A 20,030-nucleotide genomic window follows, 5' to 3' on the forward strand; every position below is an offset into this window, starting at 1 on the left:
ACTACCATTGGCGTCTCACTGTTTTCAGGTAATGCCTCCATGTTGCTGCACATTCCCGGCCTGTTCTCTCGCGAGGAAGTGCTGCGCATCCGCGAAGCCCTGGCGCACACCGAGTGGGCCGACGGCAAAATCACTGCCGGGCACCAATCGGCCAAGGCCAAACACAACCTGCAACTGCCGGAAGGCCACCCGCTGGCAAAGGAAATCGGCGCGGCGATCCTCGATCGACTGTGGAAAAATCCGCTGTTCATGTCAGCGGCGTTACCGCACAAGGTCTTCCCGCCATTGGTCAACTGTTACACCGCCGGCGGCAGTTTCGACTTCCATATCGACAACGCCGTGCGCCAGTCCAAGGGCAGCCACGAGCGGGTGCGCACTGACCTTTCCTCCACCGTATTTTTCAGCGACCCCGACGACTACGACGGCGGCGAGCTGGAAATCCAGGACACCTTCGGCCTGCAGCGGGTCAAGTTACCGGCGGGCGACATGGTGCTGTACCCCGGCTCCAGCCTGCACAAGGTCAACGCCGTGACCCGCGGCGCGCGCTACGCCTCGTTTTTCTGGACCCAAAGCCTGGTGCGCGAGGACAGCCAGCGCACCTTGCTGTTCGAGATGGACGGGGCGATCCAGCAACTGAGCCGCGACGTGCCCGACCACCCCGCGCTGATCCAGCTCACCGGCACCTATCACAACCTGCTGCGCCGCTGGGTTGAGGTCTGACCGTGGGCTTTTTATTGCGCCGTGAAGAAGTACTCAACGTTGAGCAATTGCAGAGCATGCTCGACGACTCCCCGGTGCGCGCCGCCCAGGCGATTTTGATCGCCGCGAAAGAGGGCGTGGTGGATGCCCAGGCGCTGCTCGGACAAATCCTGCTGGAAGGGCGCGGCATCGAGCGCGATGAAGCACTGGCGATGCGCTGGTTCCGCATTGCCGCCCAGGGCGGGCATTTGATGGCGCGCAATATGCTCGGGCGTTGCCTGGAGCATGGCTGGGGTTGCGAGGCGGATGCCGTGGCGGCGGCCCGGGAATATCGTCGGGCGGCCGAGGCCGGGCTGGATTGGGGTTTGTACAACTACGCCAACCTGCTGGCGACCGGGCGCGGGGTTGCCGAGGATCAAGCCCAGGCGCTGGCGTGTTATCGACAGGCGGCGGAACTGGGCCATGCCAAGTCGATGAACCTGGTGGGGCGTTATCTGGAAGAAGGGCAGTACTGCCCGAGGGATCTGGAGGCGGCGGTGGCGTGGTATCGCCAGTCAGCAGAAGGCGGGGATTTTCGCGGGCAGTTCAGTTATGCGGCGGTGTTGGCGGACCGGGGCGAGATAGAAACGGCACTGGAATGGTTGCACAAGGCACTGGCGGGCGGGAATTTGAAGTTCTTGCGGGTGGCGCACAAGGCGTTGTGTGCCGCCAATGAGCCGCAGATACGGGCAATGGCCGAGATCTATCAAGAGCATGCGATTGAACTTGATCGTTCCCACCCTCTGCGTGGAAATGCCGCCCTGGACGCCCTGCGTCCGCTCTAACGGCGTGACGCAGAGCGTCACCGGATGCGTTCCCACGCAGAGCGTGGGAACGATCAGGGCGTGCGTTTACAGGTAGAACGATTTCAACGGCGGGAAGCCATTGAATTCAACTGCGCTGTAGCTGGTGGTGTACGCACCGGTGGACAACCAGTACATCCGGTCACCAATCGCCAGGTTCAGCGGCAGGCCGTACTTGTAGTTCTCGTACATGATGTCGGCGCTGTCGCAGGTCGGGCCGGCGATGACCACTTCTTCCATCTCGCCTTTCTTCTCGGTCCAGATCGGGAACTTGATGGCTTCGTCCATGGTTTCGATCAGGCCGGAGAATTTGCCGACGTCGGTGTAGACCCAACGCTCGACGGCGGTGCGGGATTTACGCGCAACCAGTACCACTTCGCTGACCAGGATCCCGGCGTTGGCGATCAACGAACGGCCCGGCTCCAGGATGATTTCCGGCAGATCGTCACCGAAGTCTTCCTTGAGGAAGCGGATGATTTCCTCGGCGTAGGTTTCCAGGCTGTTGGTGCGGGTGATGTAGTTGGCCGGGAAGCCGCCGCCCATGTTGATCAGCTTCAGGTGGATGCCGTCTTCTTCCTTCAGGCGCTCGAAGATCACTTTGACCTTGGCGATCGCCGCGTCCCACACACTGATGTCACGCTGTTGCGAGCCGACGTGGAAGGAGATGCCGTAAGGCACCAGGCCCAGGTCGCGAGCGAGAATCAGCAGGTCCATGGCCATGTCGGTCTGGCAGCCGAATTTGCGCGACAGCGGCCAGTCGGCCGTGGTCGAGCCTTCGGTGAGGATACGCACATACACTTTCGAACCCGGGGCGGCCTTGGCGATGTTGCGCAGGTCGGCTTCGGAGTCGGTGGAGAACAGCCGCACGCCCTTCTCGTAGAAGTAGCGGATGTCCTTGGATTTCTTGATGGTGTTGCCGTAGCTGATACGGTCGGGGCTGACGCCGCGGTCCATGACCTTGTCCAGCTCGTAGATCGACGCGATGTCGAAGCTCGAACCCTTGTCCTTGAGCAGGTCGATGATCTCGACGGCCGGGTTGGCCTTGACGGCGTAATACACCTTGGCGAATTCGAAACCGGCGCGCAGGTCATCGTAGGCCTGGCTGATCATCGCGGTGTCGATCACCACGAACGGGGTTTCCTGGGTGTCGGCGAACGCCTTCATTTTGTCAAAAGTGGCGCGCGCGAAATAGTCTTCGACCTGGATCGACATGCTGGGAACTCCTACTGGCAAACTAGATTGATCAATGGGTGCAAATGAACGTCCTCCGTATCCCCACTTTGGTTCGCCTACTTCCCAAGGCATGTCGCCGAAAGCAAAAAGGCCATGGGATCAACCGCTTCCCTTGGCCTTGCTGTCTCGTCGTCAGTACTTGAGCCGGATGGATCGTTTCCAGCATGGACGTTCGGCGCGAACTTTAGGACGTGAGGGGCTATAGATCAACTAAAAATGTCGCGTTTTTGCACGCGTTCGTCGTGCGGCCGTGTGCAGCTACTTATGTAACCGACCGGTATGACGGATTGATGTTCCCCGGTAGGGGCAATTTGAGGTGTTGCGGGTACAGTGAAGATCCAATGTGGGAGCGGGCTTGCTCGCGAATGCGGTGTATCAGCCAATGCATCCGGTGACTGACACTCCGCCTTCGCGAGCAAGCCCGCTCCCACATTTTGACCGCTGTGTGTCAGGTCAGGCCAGTGCTGTCTCGGCAGGCGACACAATGCTGGTCTTGCCCCCACGGGACTTACCGGAACTCAGATACTCGGCAATCGACTCCTGGGTGACTTCCCCCAGGAACACCCGCTCCGCATCCATCACCGGCAACCACGAGCGGTTGAACTCGTACATGCGCGACAACAGGATGCGCAAATGCTCGTCGTACGCCGCCGTGGCGTTGAATTCCCGCAGGTATTGGCCGCAGGTACCGGTCTGACGATGCAGGTCGCGACGTCGCACATAACCCAGCGCCTTGTTCTCGGCATCGGTGACCACCACGTAGCGACGGTCCAGCTCATCCATCTGCTCCAGGGCATCCGCCACCGGGGTTTCCGGGCTGACCGACGGCGCGTTGTCCGCCGCATCTTCAGCCTTCACCAGCAGCAGGCGCTTGAGGGTGCTGTCCTGGCCAACGAAGTTGCTGACGAATTCGTCGGCAGGGTGGGCCAGCAGGGTGTCCGGGTGGTCGATCTGCAGCAGCTTGCCGGCGCGGAAGATCGCGATCTTGTCACCCAGCTTGATGGCTTCGTCGATGTCGTGGCTGACCATGATCACGGTCTTGTTCAGCGCGCGCTGCATCTCGAAAAACTCGTTCTGGATCATCTCGCGGTTGATCGGGTCGACCGCGCCGAACGGCTCATCCATCAGCAGCAACGGTGCATCCGCCGCCAGGGCGCGGATCACGCCGATCCGCTGTTGCTGGCCGCCGGACAGCTCACGCGGGTAGCGATGCAGGTACTGCTTGGGTTCGAGCTTGATCATGCTCATCAACTCGCGGGCGCGGTCGTGGCATTTCTGCTTGTCCCAGCCCAGCAGCTTGGGCACCACCACGATGTTCTCTTCGATGGTCATGTTCGGGAACAGACCGATCTGCTGGATCACGTAGCCGATGTTGCGACGCAGGGTCACTTCGTCGAGGTCGGTGGTGTCCTCGCCGTTGATCAGGATCTTGCCGGAGGTCGGCTTGATCAGGCGGTTGATCATCTTCAGCGTGGTGCTCTTGCCGCAGCCCGAGGGGCCGAGGAATACGCAAATTTCGCCTTCGTTGACGGTCAGGCTTACGGAATCAACGGCGGTGATGGTCTTGCCGTTGCTTTGGAAGGTCTTGGTCAGGTTTTGAAGTTCGATCATTTGAGCAGTCCTTTTGGAGTCAGCGTGCGTTGCAGCCATTGCAGAAGCAGGTCGGCGAAGATGGCCAGGAGACTGACCAGCACGGCGCCAACGATCAGCATCGACATGTCGCTGCGGCTGATGGAAGCCAGAATAAGTACACCCAGGCCACCGGCGCCGATGGTGGCGGCGATGGTCATCACACCAATGTTCATGACGACGGCGGTGCGCACACCGGCGAGGATCACCGGTACGGCAATCGGCAGCTCGACCATGCGCAAGCGCTGGCCGAAGGTCATGCCGATGCCTTTGGCGGCCTCGCGAATGCCTGGCTCAACGCCGGTGAGGGCGAGGTAGGTGTTACGCATGATGGGCAGCAGGGAATAGAGGAACACGGCGGTGATCGCCGGCATCGGCCCCAGGCCCTGGCCGAATTTGGAGTAGAACGGCAGCAGCAGGCCGAACAAGGCAATCGACGGCACGGTCAGCAACACCGTGGCACTGGCTTGCAATGGGCCGGCGAGCGTCGGGAAGCGGGTCATCAGCACACCCAGGGGCACGCCTACGACGATTGCGAGGATCACTGCAATGCCGACCAGGGTGATGTGCTGCCAGGTCAGGTGCAGGACTTGGGCCCAATCAAGATGGGAAAAGGCGTTCAGGAATTCCATGTCTTCTCCTCTTAGTTGATCGGATGCTGGCGCAGGAAATCTGCGGCCACGGCGGACGGGCTTTCGTGGTCGACGTCGACCCGCGCGTTCAGCTGGCGCATGGTTTCGTCGTCGAACAGCGCAGCCAGTGGCTTGAGATCAGCGGCCAGTTGCGGATGGGCATCGAGGTAAACCTGACGCACCACCGGCGCGGCGGTGTAGTCCGGGAAGTAGTGCTTGTCGTCTTCCAGCAGCTTCAATTTGAAGGCGTTCAGGCGACCGTCGGTGGTGTAGACCAAGCCGCCAAACACCTGGCCATTACGCAGCGCGGTGTACACCAGGCCGGCGTCCATCTGCCGGGTGTTCTTGCGGGTCAGGTTCATGTCGTACAGCTTGACCATGCCGGCCATGCCGTCGGAACGGTTGGCGAACTCGGTGTCCAGGGCCACCAGGCGGTTTTCCTTGGTTTTCTCGGCCAGTGCCGCGGTCAGGTCGCTGATGCTGTTGATCTGCGGGAATTCCTTGGCCACGTTCTCTGGCAGGGCCAGGGCGTAGGTGTTGCTGAATTTCGACGGAGAGAGCCAGACCAGGCCTTTTTTCGCGTCGAGTTCTTTCACTCGGGCGTAGGACTGTTCGCTGTCGAGCTTCTCGTCGACGTGGTTGTAGGCCACCAGCGACACGCCGGTGTATTCCCAGATCAGGTCCAGTTGCCCGCTTTCCTGGGCACTGCGTGCCAGGTTGCTGCCCAGGCCGCCGGTCACACGGGTGTCGTAGCCCTTGGTGCGCAGGTACTGGGAGGTGATTTCGGCGAGCAGGGTCTGTTCAGTGAACACCCGGGCACCGATGCGGATGACCGGTTTTTCAGCGGCTTGCGCAAACCCTGCGAACAGCAGGACGCAGCTCAATATCAATGTCAGTTTTTTCATGTGAATTCCTGTTTCAGGCCCAAGACGGGGCCAAAGCCTTAAGACGGACGCAACCCGCGTTCCAGCCAAAGGCGGCTGGCCATGGTCACCAGACCGTCGAGCAGCAAGGCCAGCAGCGCGGTGCATGCGGCGCCGAGCAGCAGTTGCGGCTGATTGTTCAGGGCGATGCCGGGGAAGATCAGGCTGCCCAGGCTGTTGGCGCCAATCAGGAACGCCAGGGGCGCGGTACCGACGTTGATCGCCAGGGCCACGCGTACACCACCGATGATGATCGGCACGGCGTTGGGCAATTCCACGCGAAACAGCACCTGGCGCGGCGTCATGCCGATGCCGACGGCGGCTTCTTTCAGGGAACCTTGAACGTTTTTCAGGCCTTCATAGGTGTTGCGCACGATGGGCAGCAACGAGGCGAGGAACAGCGCGAAGATCGCGGGGCCGCTGCCGATGCCAAGGACACCGAGGGCGATGGCCAGTACGGCCAGGGGAGGGACGGTATTGCCGATGTTGAAGATCTGCATGAAGCGTTCTGCGCGCCCGACCATGTTGGGTCGGCTCAGCAGGATACCGGCGGGAATCCCTACGATCAGGGCGGCCAGCATCGAAACAAGGACGAGGATCAAGTGAGCTTGCAGGTAAAACAACAAATCGTCGCGGTACAGTTCGATCGTGTTGATGCCGATCCAGTGGACCAGCAGGGCCAGGAGAGCGACGACAACCGCTCCTCCTATCAGCCCTTTGCCATAGCGAATAGCCACAGGCGGACTCCTTTTTTCTTTTGTCGGCGAACACATTTCCGAGCGGCAATGCCATTCCTGGCTGTCGGCGAATGTGGTCGCGAATAGCAGCTCGCCCCTACCGGCAACGCGGTATGCGGTCGAGCCATGAGCGCAGCCTCGTCAGGCTAACTTGCTGATTTTTCAGCCCCTGTTACGAGTGCGATAGCAGGGGAGTGGACGTCTCTACCTTTTAAAAGGTTCCATACTTGGCAGCAATTAGCCACCCCCAATGGGGTGAACGGTGGTCCGTCACCCCGGGTTTGCGCTATACTCGCCGCCCTTTTTTGACTCACCTGCCAGGCGATTTCCCATGACCCACCAGGCCGCCGAAGTCGCGAAACGCCGCACTTTCGCCATTATTTCCCACCCCGATGCCGGTAAAACCACCATCACCGAAAAGCTGTTGCTGATGGGCAAGGCGATCGCGGTGGCCGGCACGGTGAAATCCCGTAAATCCGACCGCCATGCCACCTCCGACTGGATGGAAATGGAAAAGCAGCGTGGTATTTCCATTACCACGTCGGTCATGCAGTTCCCGTATCGCGACCACATGATCAACCTGCTCGACACCCCGGGCCACGAAGACTTCTCCGAAGACACCTACCGCACCCTGACGGCGGTGGACTCGGCGCTGATGGTCCTCGACGGCGGTAAAGGCGTCGAGCCCCGCACCATCGCGCTGATGGACGTGTGCCGCCTGCGGGATACGCCGATTGTCAGCTTTATCAACAAACTCGACCGTGACATCCGCGACCCGATCGAACTGCTGGACGAAATCGAAGCCGTCCTGAAGATCAAGGCCGCGCCGATCACCTGGCCGATTGGTTGCTACCGCGACTTCAAGGGCGTGTACCACCTGGCCGACGACTACATCATTGTGTACACCGCTGGCCACGGCCACGAACGTACCGATGTGAAAATCATCGAGAAGCTCGACTCCGACGAAGCCCGCGCCCACCTGGGTGACGAGTACGACCGGTTTGTCGACCAGCTGGAACTGGTGCAGGGCGCCTGCCACGAGTTCAACCAGCAGGAGTTCCTCGACGGCCAGCTGACGCCGGTGTTCTTCGGTACCGCCCTGGGCAACTTCGGTGTCGATCACGTGCTGGATGCCGTGGTCAATTGGGCCCCCAAGCCGCTGGCCCGGGTTGCCAACGAGCGTACCGTGGAGCCTGTGGAAGAGAAATTCGCCGGCTTCGTGTTCAAGATCCAGGCGAACATGGACCCCAAGCACCGCGACCGTATCGCCTTCATGCGTATCTGCTCCGGCAAATACGAAAAAGGCATGAAGATGCGCCACGTGCGTACCGGCAAGGACGTGCGCATCGGCGACGCCCTGACCTTCTTCTCCTCCGAGCGTGAGCAGCTGGAAGAAGCGTATGCCGGCGATATCATCGGCTTGCACAACCACGGCACCATCCAGATCGGTGACACCTTCACCGAAGGCGAAGTGCTGGGCTTCACCGGTATCCCGCACTTCGCCCCGGAACTGTTCCGCCGCGTACGCCTGCGTGACCCGCTGAAATCCAAGCAACTGCGCCAGGGTTTGCAGCAGTTGGCGGAAGAGGGTGCCACCCAGGTGTTCTTCCCGGAACGCAGCAACGACATCATCCTCGGCGCCGTCGGTGTGCTGCAGTTCGATGTAGTGGCCAGTCGCCTGAAAGAGGAATACAAGGTGGAATGCTCCTATGAGCCGATCACCGTGTACTCCGCGCGCTGGATCGACTGCAGCGATAAGAAGAAGCTGGAAGAGTTCAAGATCAAGGCCGTGGAAAACCTCGCGATCGACGGCGGTGGTCACCTGACCTACCTGGCCCCGACTCGGGTCAACCTGGCGCTGATGGAAGAGCGCTGGCCGGATGTGAAATTCCGCGCGACCCGTGAGCATCACTAAGGGTTAGCGATATAAGAGAGGGCGAAGCTGTGATGGCTTCGCCTTTTTCTTTGGCTGCTATTCAGGTTGTTTCATTGGCGAAAACTTCAGTTCGGGACTAGTTTGAAGCAAGGCGACGGTGGACAGCTGTCGTACGCAGTTCAACTCCTGACTGGGCGGAATTCGACCATGAGTATCTTTCAACGTGTGGTGCTGTTGCTCAAAGTGCTGGTGATGATGTCATTGGGCATGTCTGCCGCGTGGGCCAATACGGCTGTGCAAAGCCATGGCACGGGGTTTGTGGCGGCGAAGACGGTGCAGGCGGGTGGCTTGCAGTTGGCCAAGAGTGAATCCGAGCCCGGTGACGAAAACCAGGGCGGTTCCAAGGACGATGACGATGCCGAGAACCCGGACAATGATGGCGAAGACAGCGACACCTACAACGATGGCGACAGCGATACATAAGTAACGCAGGCAAAAGAAAGCCCCGCTTGCCGAACAGATGCGCTATCCGACAAGCAGGGCTGTAGAACACTGGAATGCTCTGGACTCACCCTCCAGAGCATTTTTTTTGCACGTCAGACCACAAATTGCTCCGCGTAGTGGCAAGCCACCTGGCGGTTGTCGAGTGGTCGCAGCACCGGTTCATCGGTACTGCACAGCTGGGTCGCGTACGGGCAGCGCTTGTGGAAGGCGCAGCCGGATGGCGGGTTCAACGGGTTGGGCAACTCGCCGACGATTTTGATCTTCGGTTTGTTCGGGTCCGGATGAATGGTCGGGGTCGCCGACAGCAACGCCTGGGTGTACGGGTGCAGCGGGCGCGCATAGATGTCTTCCTTTGGACCGACTTCAACCGGGCGGCCGAGGTACATCACCATTACGTCGTCGGCGACGTGCTGCACCACCGCGAGGTTGTGGGAGATGAACACGTAGGCGGTGTTGAATTCCTGCTGCAAATCCATGAACAGGTTCAGCACCTGGGCCTGGATCGATACGTCCAGCGCCGAGGTCGGTTCATCCGCCACCAGCACCTTGGGTTGCAGCATCATCGCCCGCGCCAGTGCGATTCGCTGGCGCTGGCCGCCGGAGAACATGTGCGGGTAGCGCTGATAATGCTCAGGGCGCAGGCCCACTTGCTTCATCATCGCCTGGACCTTTTCCCGGCGCTCGGCGGCAGACAGGTTGGTGTTGATCAGCAGCGGCTCGCCCAGTTGGTCGCCGACCTTCTGGCGCGGGTTCAGCGAGGCGTAAGGGCTCTGGAACACCATCTGCACGTCTTTGCGCAGTTGCTTGCGCTGGGCCTTGTCGGCACCGGCGACTTCTTGCCCGGCGATTTTCAGCGAGCCGGAAGACGGCTCTTCAATCAAGGTCAGGGCGCGGGCCAGGGTGGATTTGCCGCAACCGGACTCGCCTACGACCGCGAGGGTCTTGCCGGCTTCGAGCTCGAACGACACACCGTTGAGTGCGCGCACCAGGGCATGGCCCTTGAACAGGCCACGGGACACTTCGTAGTGACGGGTCAGGTCGCGGGCGGTAAGTACGACGGCCATTACGCCACCTCCTGATTCAGCGGGTAGAAGCAGCGGGCAAGGCTGTGGCTTTTCGGGTCAAGGCCCGGGCGTTGGGCGCGGCAGGACTCCTGCACATACGGGCACCGCGGCGACAGCAGGCAACCCTGCGGGCGGTCATAGCGGCCGGGAACGATACCCGGCAGCGTGGCCAGGCGCGTGGCGCCGAGGCTGTGCTCGGGGATCGCCTTGAGCAACGCTTCGCTGTACGGGTGCGCCGGGATGTCGAACAACTGCGGCACCTGGCCGACTTCCACGGCCTGGCCGGCATACATCACGCACACGCGCTGGGCGGTTTCGGCCACTACCGCGAGGTCATGCGTGATCAGCACCAGGCCCATGTTCTGCTCTTTCTGCAAGGCCAGCAGCAGGTCCATGATCTGGGCCTGGATGGTCACGTCGAGCGCAGTAGTCGGTTCATCGGCGATCAGCAGTTTCGGCTCGCCGGCAATCGCCATGGCGATGGCCACACGTTGGCTCATACCACCGGACAGCTGGTGCGGGTAGGCATCCATACGGCTGGCTGCGCCCGGGATTTCCACCTTTTCGAGCAGTTCGATGGCACGCTTGCGCGCTTGCTTGCCGGACATTTTCAAATGCAGGCGCAGCACTTCTTCGATCTGGAAACCCACGGTGTAGCTGGGGTTCAGGGCGGTCATCGGGTCCTGGAAGACCATCGCCAGGTCTTTGCCGACGATCTGCCGACGCTGGCGGTTGCTCAGCTTGAGCATGTCCTTGCCGTCGAAGTTCAGGGCGTCGGCAGTGACGATGCCGGGGTGCTCGATCAGGCCCATCAACGCCATCATGGTCACGGATTTACCCGAACCCGACTCGCCAACGATCGCCAGTACTTCGCCTTTGTCGACGGAGATGTCGAGGCCATCGACCACCGGCACGGCGGTCTTGTCGCCGAAGCGGACATTGAGATTCTTGATTTCTAGCAGTGACATGGGAATCTCCTCAGGCGGCGTTCTTGAGTTTCGGGTCCAGCGCATCGCGCAGGCCGTCGCCCATCAGGTTGATTGCCAGCACGCTGAGCAAAATGGTCAAGCCAGGCAGGCTCACGACCCACCAGGCGCGTTCGATGTAGTCGCGGGCCGAGGCCAGCATGGTGCCCCACTCAGGGGTTGGCGGTTGTACGCCAAGGCCCAGGAAGCCCAGGGCTGCAGCATCGAGAATCGCCGAGGAGAAACTCAGGGTGGCCTGAACGATCAGCGGCGCCATGCAGTTCGGCAGCACGGTGACGAACATCAGGCGCGGCAGGCCGGCGCCGGCGAGGCGGGCGGCAGTCACGTAGTCACGGTTCAGTTCGCCCATCACCGCAGCGCGGGTCAGACGGACATAGGACGGCAGCGACACGATCGCGATCGCAATCACGGTGTTGATCAGGCCAGGGCCGAGGATCGCGACAATCGCCACAGCCAGCAGCAGCGACGGCAGGGCCAGCATGATGTCCATCAGGCGCATGATGGTCGGGCCGAGCAGGCGCGGGAAGAAACCGGCGAACAGGCCCAGCAGGATCCCCGGGATCAGCGACATCACCACCGACGATAAGCCGATCAGCAACGACAGGCGCGAACCCTGGATCAGGCGCGACAGCAGGTCACGCCCGAGTTCATCGGTGCCCAGCAGGAACTGGATCTGCCCACCTTCCAGCCAGGCCGGAGGGGTCAGCAGGAAGTCACGGTATTGCTCGCTCGGGTTATGCGGGGCCACCCAAGGGGCGAAGAGCGCGCAAAACACCACCAGCAACATGAACAGCAGGCCGGCAACGGCGCCCTTGTTCTTGGAAAAGGCTTGCCAGAATTCTTTGTACGGGGACGGGTACAGCAGGCTTTGATCGACTGCTACCGCGGGAGTAGGTGTGGTCATGGTCATGATCTCAGCGCTGGTGACGGATGCGTGGGTTGGCGAAGCCGTAGAGGATATCCACCACGAAGTTCACCAGAATCACCAGGCAGGCGATTAACAGGATGCCGTTTTGCACCACGGGATAATCCCGTGCGCCAATGGCTTCGATCAGCCATTTGCCGATGCCGGGCCACGAGAAGATGGTTTCGGTCAGGACCGCACCGGCCAGCAATGTGCCGACTTGCAGGCCGACCACGGTGAGTACCGGGATCAAGGCGTTACGCAGGCCGTGGACGAACACCACGCGCGCCGGCGACAGGCCCTTGGCCTTGGCGGTGCGGATGTAGTCTTCGCGCAGTACTTCGAGCATCGACGAACGGGTCATCCGCGCGATAACGGCCAGCGGGATGGTACCGAGCACGATGGCCGGCAGGATCAGGTGGTGCAGGGCATCCCAGAATGCGTCCGGCTCGTCGGCCAGCAGGGTGTCGATCAGCATGAAGCCGGTGCGCGGCTCGATGTCGTAGAGCAGGTCGATCCGTCCGGAGACTGGCGTCCAGCCCAGGCTGACGGAGAAGAACATGATCAGGATCAGGCCCCACCAGAAGATCGGCATCGAATATCCCGCCAGGGAGATGCCCATCACCCCATGGTCGAACAGGGATCCTCGCTTCAAGGCCGCGATCACCCCGGCTAACAGCCCCAGGATGCCGGCGAACAACAGGGCGGCCATGGACAGTTCCAGGGTCGCAGGGAAAAGGGCGGTGAATTCAGTCCACACGCTGGTACGGGTGCGCAGGGATTCGCCGAGGTCGCCGTGGGCGAGCTTGCCGACATAATCCAGGTATTGCGCGTAGAGCGGTTTATTCAGACCAAGGCGTTCCATTGCCTGAGCGTGCATCTCGGGGTCGACTCGTCGTTCGCCCATCATGACTTCGACGGGGTCGCCAGGGATCATGCGAATCAACGCGAAGGTCAGCAAGGTGATGCCGAAAAACGTGGGGATCAATAACCCCAATCGGCGGGCAATAAAACTAAACATCTTGTTGTGTACCTCAATCAGCCGGTTAGGCAGGTTCGGCACCGTCAATGTCGACGGTGCCGAGCGTCTCTTATCTACTTCACCTGGGTGGTGGCGAAGTTATTTGTGGTCAGAGGGCTTTGGGTATAACCCTCGACGTTTTTACGCATGGCGGTGAACATTTTCGGGTAAGCCATGGGAATCCATGGTTGGTCCTTGTCGAAAACGTCCATTGCTTGTTCATAGAGTGCAGCGCGCTGGGTGGGTTCAGCGATGGCGCGCGCCTTGTCGATCAAGTCTTGAAACTCCTTGTTACACCAGCGGGCGTAGTTTTCGCCGTTTTTCGCTGCATCGCAACTCAAGTTCGGGGTGAGGAAGTTATCCGGGTCCCCGTTATCCCCCGCCCAGCCGGCGGAGACCATGTCATGTTCGCCATTCTTGGCGCGCTTGAGCATTTCGCCCCATTCCATGACCTTGATGTTCACTTTCAGGCCGATCTGCGCCAGATCCGCCTGCATGCGCTGGGCGCCGAGCATTGGGTTGGGGTTGGTCGGGCCGCCGCCGTTGCGGGTAAACAGGGTGAACTCGGTGCCTTCCGGTACGCCGGCTTCCTTGAGCAGGGCGCGGGCCTTGTCGAGGTCGCGGGGCGGGTTTTTCAGCTTGTCGCTGAAACCCAGCAGGGTTGGCGGGTACGGGCCGGTGGCGTCGACCGCGTTGCCTTTGCCGTACAGGGATTCGTTGTAGCCCTTCTTGTCGAACGCGATGTTGATCGCGTGACGCACCCGCGCGTCGCTCATGTACTTGTGGGTGGTGTTCATGGCGGTGTAAGCGGTGGTCATCGCCGCCAGTTCCGCCACCTTCAGGTTCGGGTCGGCCTTCATGCTCGGCACGTCATCCGGTTTCGGATACAGCGCGATCTGGCATTCGTTGGCCTTGAGCTTTTGCAGGCGCACGTTGTTGTCGGTGGTGATGGCCAGGATCAGCGGGTCAGCCGGCGGCTTGCCACGGAAGTACTCCGGGTTGGCCTTGAAGCGCACTTGGGCGTCTTTGGCGTAGCGGGTGAAGATGAACGGGCCGGTGCCGATGGGCTTGGCGTTCAGGTCGTCGGTCTTGCCGGACTTGAGCAACTGGTCGGCGTATTCGGCGGAGTGAATCGAGGAAAACGCCATGGCCAGGTCGGCCAGGAACGGTGCTTCAGGGCGGGTCAGGGTGAAGACCACGGTGTGGTCATCGGTCTTCTCTACGCTCTTGAGCAGTTCCTTGAAGCCCATGCTTTCAAAGTATGGGTAGCCCACGTTGGACTTTTTGTGCCACGGGTGATTCGGGTCCAGCTGGCGCTGGAAGCTCCAAAGCACGTCGTCGGCGTTCATGTTGCGCGTGGGTTTGAAGTAGTCGGTGGTGTGGAACTTGATGTCGTCACGCAGGTGAAAGGTGTAGGTCAGGCCATCGGCGCTGATCTCGGGCAGGTCTTTGGCCAGTGCCGGGATCACTTCGGTGGTGCCGGGCTTGAAGTCCACCAGGCGGTTGAAGATGGTTTCGGCCGCGGCGTCGGCGGTGACAGCCGTGGTGTACAGGACCGGATCGAAGCCTTCCGGGCTGGCTTCGGTGCAGACGACCAACGGTTTGGCCGAGATGCCGACAGCAACGCTCAACAGCGCAGCGGCAATGGCGGCTTGTAACGGGAGCATTTTCATCTAAGAGCCCTCTGCAATCGATTGGACCAGACAAGCGTAGGCGGCGGGCTCGTCCTGAGCCCGCCGCCGACCTGGCGCTGATTAAAGAATGTTGAACGGGATGGTGGTCACCAGGCGGAACTCACGCAGGTTGCCGTCAGCCTGGTTGGCGCTGGCACGGTGAGTCACGTAGGTACCACGAATGGTGGTGGCCTTGAGTGCGCCGCTCTGGATCGCGTAAGCCGCGCCTACACCGTATTCCTGGTGCTTCTCGCCGTCCTGGGCCTGAATGCCGTTGTAGGCAAAGCCAGCGCGGCCGCCGTCGCCGGTGTAGTGAGTACCGTCGATACCCCAGCCACGTGCCGAGTAGACGTTGAACTTCAGGCCCGGCACGCCGTATTCGGCCATGTTGATGCCGTAGGCGATCTGGAAGGACTTCTCGTTCGGACCGTTGAAGTCGGACGTCAGGGAGTTGGCCAGGTAGATGCCGTTGGTTTCGTGCAGGTAGTCGAAGTACTCGTCGCCGTTCACGGCCTGGTAGGAGAAGGTCAGGCTGTGAGCCTGGTGGGTCAGGCCGAACGACAGCGAGTAGGTGTCGTTGTCGATCTTGCCCATCAACTTTTTGCCTTCGTCGACGGTCTTGTAGTAGTTCAGGCCCGTGGTCAGGGACAGGGTCTGGCTGTCACCCAGCTCGTGGGTAGCACCGAAGTAGTACTGGTTCCAGAAGTCTTCCACGTTAGCGGCGAACAGGCTGGTCTTCAGGCTCTTGAACGGCTGGTAGTTGACGCCCAGGGTGTTGACCTTGTCGGTTTCCTGGCGACCATTGCCGTATTCGGTACGGAATTTCGACAGGCTCTGCTCGGTCCGTGGCGAAACGCGGTCGAACACGCCGCCCTGGAAGGACAGGTTGCTGAACTCTTCGCTGTTGAAGCTCACACCTTCGAAGCTCGAAGGCAGCGCACGGTTACCGATGGTGTCGATGATGCCGCTGCTGAAGTTCTGGCGACCGGCGGTCAAGGTGGTGTTCGAGACACGGAACTTGACGTTGGCCAGGCCCAGTTTGCTCCACTGGTCTACAGCGTCGCCGTCGGAGTCGGCCAGGGTACGGTTGGAGCCGCCCTTGATGTCGCGCTTGCTGCGGTCCAGGACCAGAGCGTTGTAGACCGCCACTTCAGTGCTCACGCCAACGGTGCCTTGGGTGAAACCCGAGGTAGCGTTGAGGATGGTGCCTTGCACCCAGTTGGTACGGTAGTTGTCAGTACGGGCTTCGCCGTGCTTCTGGTAAGTGAACTTGCTGCCACGGAAGCGTTGTTCGTTGGAGAACCAGTTACGGGTTGTACCGCCCAGGCTTGCGCCATCGATAAAGCCTTTGGCCTCGCTTTGGGCGCTGGTGCCGGCCAGTGTGGTTGGAACGAAGTCCTGGCTTGCAGGATCAGCGTAGGCGTTAGCCGTGATGCTGCTGATGGCCAGGGCCAGTAGCGCGGTGCTGCTCAGTTTCATGGGTGAAGCTCCTTTGGTTCTCTTTTTAATGCCGGTCTTTTTAGGTGAACCGGCTATTGGGTGTGTAACTCGTTCAAGCCTTTGCAAACGTTTGCCCATGGGTAAAACCCGAAATAAGGCTGCACGTTTGCAGCAAGGCGAATGCTCGCCCTGCGCAATCCGGTTATCTTTTTATGGGTTGATGCTGACGCCCGAGAACACGTTGCGGCCGAAGGGGCTCACTTTGAAACCTTCGACTTTGGCGCTTAACGGCTGGTTGACCGTCGAGTGGGCGACTGGCGTGATCGGCACCTGCTGCTTGAGCAGTTGCTGCGCCTGTTTGTATAGAACAGTCCTTTGTTCGCGGTCGGTGACGACCTTGGCTTGCTTGATCAGCTTGTCGTACGCCGGGTCACACCACATGGAGTAGTTGTTCCCGCCGATGGCGTCGCAGCTGTAGAGGGTGCCCAGCCAGTTGTCCGGGTCACCGTTGTCGCCGGTCCAGCCGATCAGGCTGATGTCATGCTCGCCATTCTTGGTGCGCTTGATGTACTCGCCCCATTCATAGCTGACGATCTTCACCTTGAGACCAATCTTCGCCCAATCGCTTTGCAGCATTTCGGCCATCAGCTTGGCGTTGGGGTTGTACGGCCGTTGTACCGGCATCGCCCACAGGGTGATCTCGGTACCTTCCTTCACGCCGGCAGCCTTGAGCAGTTCCTTGGCTTTTTCCGGGTTGTAGGCGGCGTCCTTGATGGTGTCGTCGTAAGACCACTGGGTCGGCGGCATGGCGTTGACCGCCAGTTGCCCCGCGCCCTGGTACACGGCGTTGAGGATGCTCTGCTTGTTCACCGCCATGTCCAGGGCCTGGCGCACTTCGAGCTGGTCGAAGGGCTTGTGCCGCACGTTATAGGCGATGTAGCCCAGGTTGAAACCCGGCTTGGTCAGCAGTTGCAGATTCGGGTCGGCCTTCAGGGCTTCGACGTCGGCCGGGCGCGGGTGCAGGGTGATCTGGCATTCGCCGGCCTTGAGCTTTTGTACCCGTACCGAGGCGTCGGTGTTGATCGCAAAGATCAGCTGGTCGAGCTTCACGCGGCTCGGGTCCCAGTACTGTTTGTTGCCGGTGTAGCGAATCTGCGAGTCTTTCTGGTAGCGCTGGAACACGAACGGCCCGGTGCCGATCGGCTTCTGGTTGATGTCGCTGGGCTTGCCGACCTTGAGCAAATGGTCGGCGTATTCAGCCGACAGGATCGAGGCGAAGCTCATGGCGATGTTCTGGATAAACGCGGCGTCGACCGTGTTCAGGGTCATCACCACGGTGTGCGGGTCGGTTTTCTCGACCTTGGCGATATTCTTGTTCAGGCTCATCCCGTTGAAGTACGGAAACTCGGTGGGGTAGGCCTTGCGGAACGGGTGTTCGGGGTCAAGCATGCGATTGAAGGTGAACAGCACGTCGTCGGCGTTGAAGTCGCGCGTCGGCTTGAAGTCCTTGTTGCCGTGGAATTTCACCCCTTCACGCAGGTGGAAGGTATAGGTCAGGCCGTCTTCGGAAATATCCCAACGGGTTGCCAGGCCCGGTACGACATTAGTCGCGCCTTTTTCAAACTCGGCCAAGCGGTTGTAGATAGGCTCGGCGGCGTCGTTATCGGTGGCCGTCGTGTATTGCGCGGTGTCGAAGCCCGCCGGGCTGCCTTCGGAGCAAAACACCAGGCTCTTTTTCTCGGCAGCCTGGCCCATCGAGGCCACAGCCAGCAGGCTGGTGCCAAATATCGCGGATAGAACGGTGGTATGGCGCATAACAATCCCGATCCTTGTTTGTTGTTTTCGTCAGTGAGCAATCGCAAGGTCATTCACGACCTTGCGACAACACTGATCCCACAACGGCAGTTGCCCTACAGAGACGATGCGTCTGCCGTACCACGACGTTATGGGTCGGGAGCCGGGCAGTAAATGCAACGAATCTGACAGACCTTGTAGGTAACGGAGCCGCGATTCGCAGTTAGCTGCCGTAGGACGGCAGCGTGTGCAGAGGTGGTCTGTTTCCTACGGTCTTGGCGGATGCAATAACGGCGACGTTATGAAACGTCGCCGCCAGAGATCCTTACTTGCCGCTTACGCTCACGCCGTAGAAGGAGTTCAAGCCAAATGGGCTGATCTTGAAGTCCTGCACGTTGTTGCGCATGGGTTGATACACCGTCGAGTGCGCGATAGGTGTCATCGGGACTGCATCTTTGAGGATATGTTGCGCCTGCTTGTACAGCTCGGTGCGTTTGGCTACGTCGGAAGTCGCCTTGGCTTCTTTCACGATGCCGTCGAATTTCTTGTCGCACCACTTGGAGAAGTTGTTGCCGGCCAGGGAATCGCAGCCGAACAGCACGTTCAGCCAGTTGTCCGGGTCACCATTGTCGCCGCTCCAGCCAATGATCATGGCCTGGTTCTCGCCGCCTTTGGAGCGCTTGATGTACTCGCCCCACTCATAGCTGACGATGTTCACTTTCAGGCCGATCTGTTTCCAGTCGTTCTGCAGCATCTCGGCCATCAGCTTGGCGTTCGGATTGTACGGACGCTGGACCGGCATCGCCCACAGGGTGATCTCGGTGCCTTCCTTGACGCCGGCTTCCTTGAGCAAAGCCTTGGCTTTGGTCACATCAAACGGCGCATCCTTGATGGTGGTGTCATAGGACCACTGGGTTGGCGGCATGGCGTTGACAGCCAGTTGGCCTGCGCCCTGGTACACCGAGTCGATGATCTGCTGCTTGTTCACCGACATGTCCAGGGCCTCACGCACGCGCAGGTCGGACAGCGGGTTAGGCGCGGTTTGGCCCTTGAGGACCGGCATTACGTTGTAGGCGATGTAGCCCAGGTTGAAACCGGCCTGGTGCGGCAGTTTCAGGTCCTTGTCTTCACCCAGCGCCTTGAGGTCGGCCGGACGTGGGAACAGGGTCACCTGGCATTCGTTTTTCTTCAGCTTCTGGATACGCACCGACGGGTCGGTGGTGATGGCGAAGATCAGGTTGTCGATCTTCACGTCTTCAGGTTTCCAGTAATCCTTGTTGCCGGTGTAACGGATGTTGGAGTCTTTCTGGTAGCTCTTGAACACGAACGGGCCAGTGCCGATTGGCTTCTGGTTGATGTCCTGTGCCTTGCCTTCCTTCAACAGCTGGGCGGCGTATTCAGCCGACTGGATGGAGGCGAAGCTCATTGCCAGGTTCTGGATGAAGGCGGCGTCCACGGTGCCAAGGGTGAACTTGACGGTGTGGTCATCGACTTTCTCGATGTTCTTGATGTTGGTGTCCATACCCATGTCCGTGAAGTACGGGAACTCGGTCGGGTAGGCTTTACGGAACGGATCGTCTTTATTGATCATCCGGTTGAAGGTGAACAGTACGTCGTCAGCCGTGAATTCACGAGTTGGCTTGAAGTACGGGGTGGTGTGGAACTTGACGCCTTCACGCAGGTGGAAGGTGTACGTCAGGCCATCCGGGGAAACGTCCCAGGTCGTGGCGAGCCCAGGAACAACAGCGGTGCCGCCGCGCTCGAACTGGGTCAGACGGTTGAACATGGTTTCGGCCGAAGCATCGAAGTCTGTTCCGGTGGTGTACTGGCCTGGATCAAAACCGGCCGGGCTCCCTTCGGAGCAGAACACCAGGTTGCTCGCCGCTTGGGCGAAAGGTGCAGCAGCCATTAAACCGGCGCTGACTAATAACGGAATGACTGCGTGTTTAAGCATGTTGGCCTCATGATTTGTTGTCATTTTTGGTAGTGAGGGCGACCTCGTGAGTCGACCTGCGGATACTTATGCAGGGCCCATACCCAATGCAAGATGTTGAGAGCCTACAACGGCTAAAC

At 60.2% G+C, this 20,030-nt stretch carries 17 protein-coding genes; 4 read left to right on the forward strand and 13 right to left on the reverse strand.

Going from position 1 to position 20,030, the window contains the following annotated elements:
- The first annotated feature begins 39 nt into the window (after window positions 1-39).
- Together HX839_RS11475 and HX839_RS11480 are read left to right on the forward strand one after the other, a co-directional pair.
- Complete coding sequence (locus tag HX839_RS11475) at window positions 40-720, forward strand: Fe2+-dependent dioxygenase (protein ID WP_003215964.1); 681 nt, start codon at window positions 40-42, stop codon at window positions 718-720.
- A 2-nt stretch (window positions 721-722) separates the two neighbouring features.
- The gene (locus HX839_RS11480) at window positions 723-1,523 is read left to right on the forward strand and encodes a tetratricopeptide repeat protein (RefSeq protein ID WP_177067065.1); all 801 of its coding nucleotides are present in this window, start codon (window positions 723-725) and stop codon (window positions 1,521-1,523) included.
- A 66-nt stretch (window positions 1,524-1,589) separates the two neighbouring features.
- Here HX839_RS11480 and HX839_RS11485 read toward each other — a convergent pair whose 3' ends face one another.
- From HX839_RS11485 to HX839_RS11505, 5 genes are all read right to left on the reverse strand, one after another.
- Complete coding sequence (locus HX839_RS11485) at window positions 1,590-2,753, reverse strand: type III PLP-dependent enzyme (protein ID WP_003215969.1); 1,164 nt, start codon at window positions 2,751-2,753, stop codon at window positions 1,590-1,592.
- Between the two features lie 474 nt (window positions 2,754-3,227).
- Window positions 3,228-4,385 (reverse strand): betaine/proline/choline family ABC transporter ATP-binding protein, encoded by a 1,158-nt coding sequence (locus tag HX839_RS11490; protein ID WP_008437274.1) that lies wholly within the window; start codon window positions 4,383-4,385, stop codon window positions 3,228-3,230.
- Window positions 4,382-5,035, reverse strand: coding sequence for an ABC transporter permease (locus HX839_RS11495; RefSeq protein WP_003215973.1), 654 nt, complete (start codon window positions 5,033-5,035; stop codon window positions 4,382-4,384). Before HX839_RS11495 ends, HX839_RS11490 begins: the two co-directional genes overlap by 4 nt.
- Window positions 5,036-5,046: 11 nt before the next feature.
- Window positions 5,047-5,940, reverse strand: coding sequence for a glycine betaine ABC transporter substrate-binding protein (locus HX839_RS11500; protein WP_177067066.1), 894 nt, complete (start codon window positions 5,938-5,940; stop codon window positions 5,047-5,049).
- Between the two features lie 38 nt (window positions 5,941-5,978).
- A complete protein-coding gene (locus HX839_RS11505; RefSeq protein ID WP_003215977.1) occupies window positions 5,979-6,695 on the reverse strand; it encodes an ABC transporter permease in 717 nt (238 codons plus the stop codon).
- Window positions 6,696-7,026: 331 nt separating this feature from the next.
- On the opposite strand from HX839_RS11505, the gene HX839_RS11510 reads away from it, so the two are divergent.
- Complete coding sequence (locus HX839_RS11510) at window positions 7,027-8,610, forward strand: peptide chain release factor 3 (protein ID WP_003215978.1); 1,584 nt, start codon at window positions 7,027-7,029, stop codon at window positions 8,608-8,610.
- A gap of 168 nt (window positions 8,611-8,778) precedes the next feature.
- A complete protein-coding gene (locus HX839_RS11515; protein ID WP_003215984.1) occupies window positions 8,779-9,054 on the forward strand; it encodes a hypothetical protein in 276 nt (91 codons plus the stop codon).
- A gap of 113 nt (window positions 9,055-9,167) precedes the next feature.
- On the opposite strand, the gene HX839_RS11520 is transcribed toward HX839_RS11515, so the two are convergent.
- From HX839_RS11520 to HX839_RS11555, 8 genes are all read right to left on the reverse strand, one after another.
- Entirely contained in the window at window positions 9,168-10,139 is a 972-nt protein-coding gene (locus HX839_RS11520; RefSeq protein ID WP_003215987.1) for a peptide ABC transporter ATP-binding protein, read from the reverse strand.
- Window positions 10,139-11,107, reverse strand: a complete 969-nt coding sequence (locus tag HX839_RS11525; RefSeq protein ID WP_003215989.1) for an ABC transporter ATP-binding protein — start codon at window positions 11,105-11,107, stop codon at window positions 10,139-10,141. The genes HX839_RS11520 and HX839_RS11525 overlap by 1 nt, the downstream gene beginning before the upstream one ends.
- 10 nt (window positions 11,108-11,117) lie before the next feature.
- The gene (locus HX839_RS11530) at window positions 11,118-12,029 is read right to left on the reverse strand and encodes an ABC transporter permease subunit (RefSeq protein ID WP_003215991.1); all 912 of its coding nucleotides are present in this window, start codon (window positions 12,027-12,029) and stop codon (window positions 11,118-11,120) included.
- 10 nt (window positions 12,030-12,039) lie between these two features.
- On the reverse strand, window positions 12,040-13,050 hold the full coding sequence (locus tag HX839_RS11535; protein WP_003215992.1) for an ABC transporter permease subunit: 1,011 nt from the start codon (window positions 13,048-13,050) through the stop codon (window positions 12,040-12,042).
- Between the two features lie 74 nt (window positions 13,051-13,124).
- A complete protein-coding gene (locus HX839_RS11540; RefSeq protein ID WP_102369916.1) occupies window positions 13,125-14,723 on the reverse strand; it encodes an ABC transporter substrate-binding protein in 1,599 nt (532 codons plus the stop codon).
- Window positions 14,724-14,804: 81 nt separating this feature from the next.
- Complete coding sequence (locus HX839_RS11545; protein WP_003215995.1) at window positions 14,805-16,202, reverse strand: OprD family porin; 1,398 nt, start codon at window positions 16,200-16,202, stop codon at window positions 14,805-14,807.
- Between the two features lie 171 nt (window positions 16,203-16,373).
- Window positions 16,374-17,918, reverse strand: a complete 1,545-nt coding sequence (locus tag HX839_RS11550; RefSeq protein WP_371135981.1) for an ABC transporter substrate-binding protein — start codon at window positions 17,916-17,918, stop codon at window positions 16,374-16,376.
- A 364-nt stretch (window positions 17,919-18,282) separates the two neighbouring features.
- On the reverse strand, window positions 18,283-19,911 hold the full coding sequence (locus HX839_RS11555) for an ABC transporter substrate-binding protein (protein WP_003216000.1): 1,629 nt from the start codon (window positions 19,909-19,911) through the stop codon (window positions 18,283-18,285).
- Between the last annotated feature and the right edge of the window lie 119 nt (window positions 19,912-20,030).

It is taken from the genome of Pseudomonas sp. I8001 (assembly GCF_013385345.1).
Lineage (GTDB): Bacteria > Pseudomonadota > Gammaproteobacteria > Pseudomonadales > Pseudomonadaceae > Aquipseudomonas.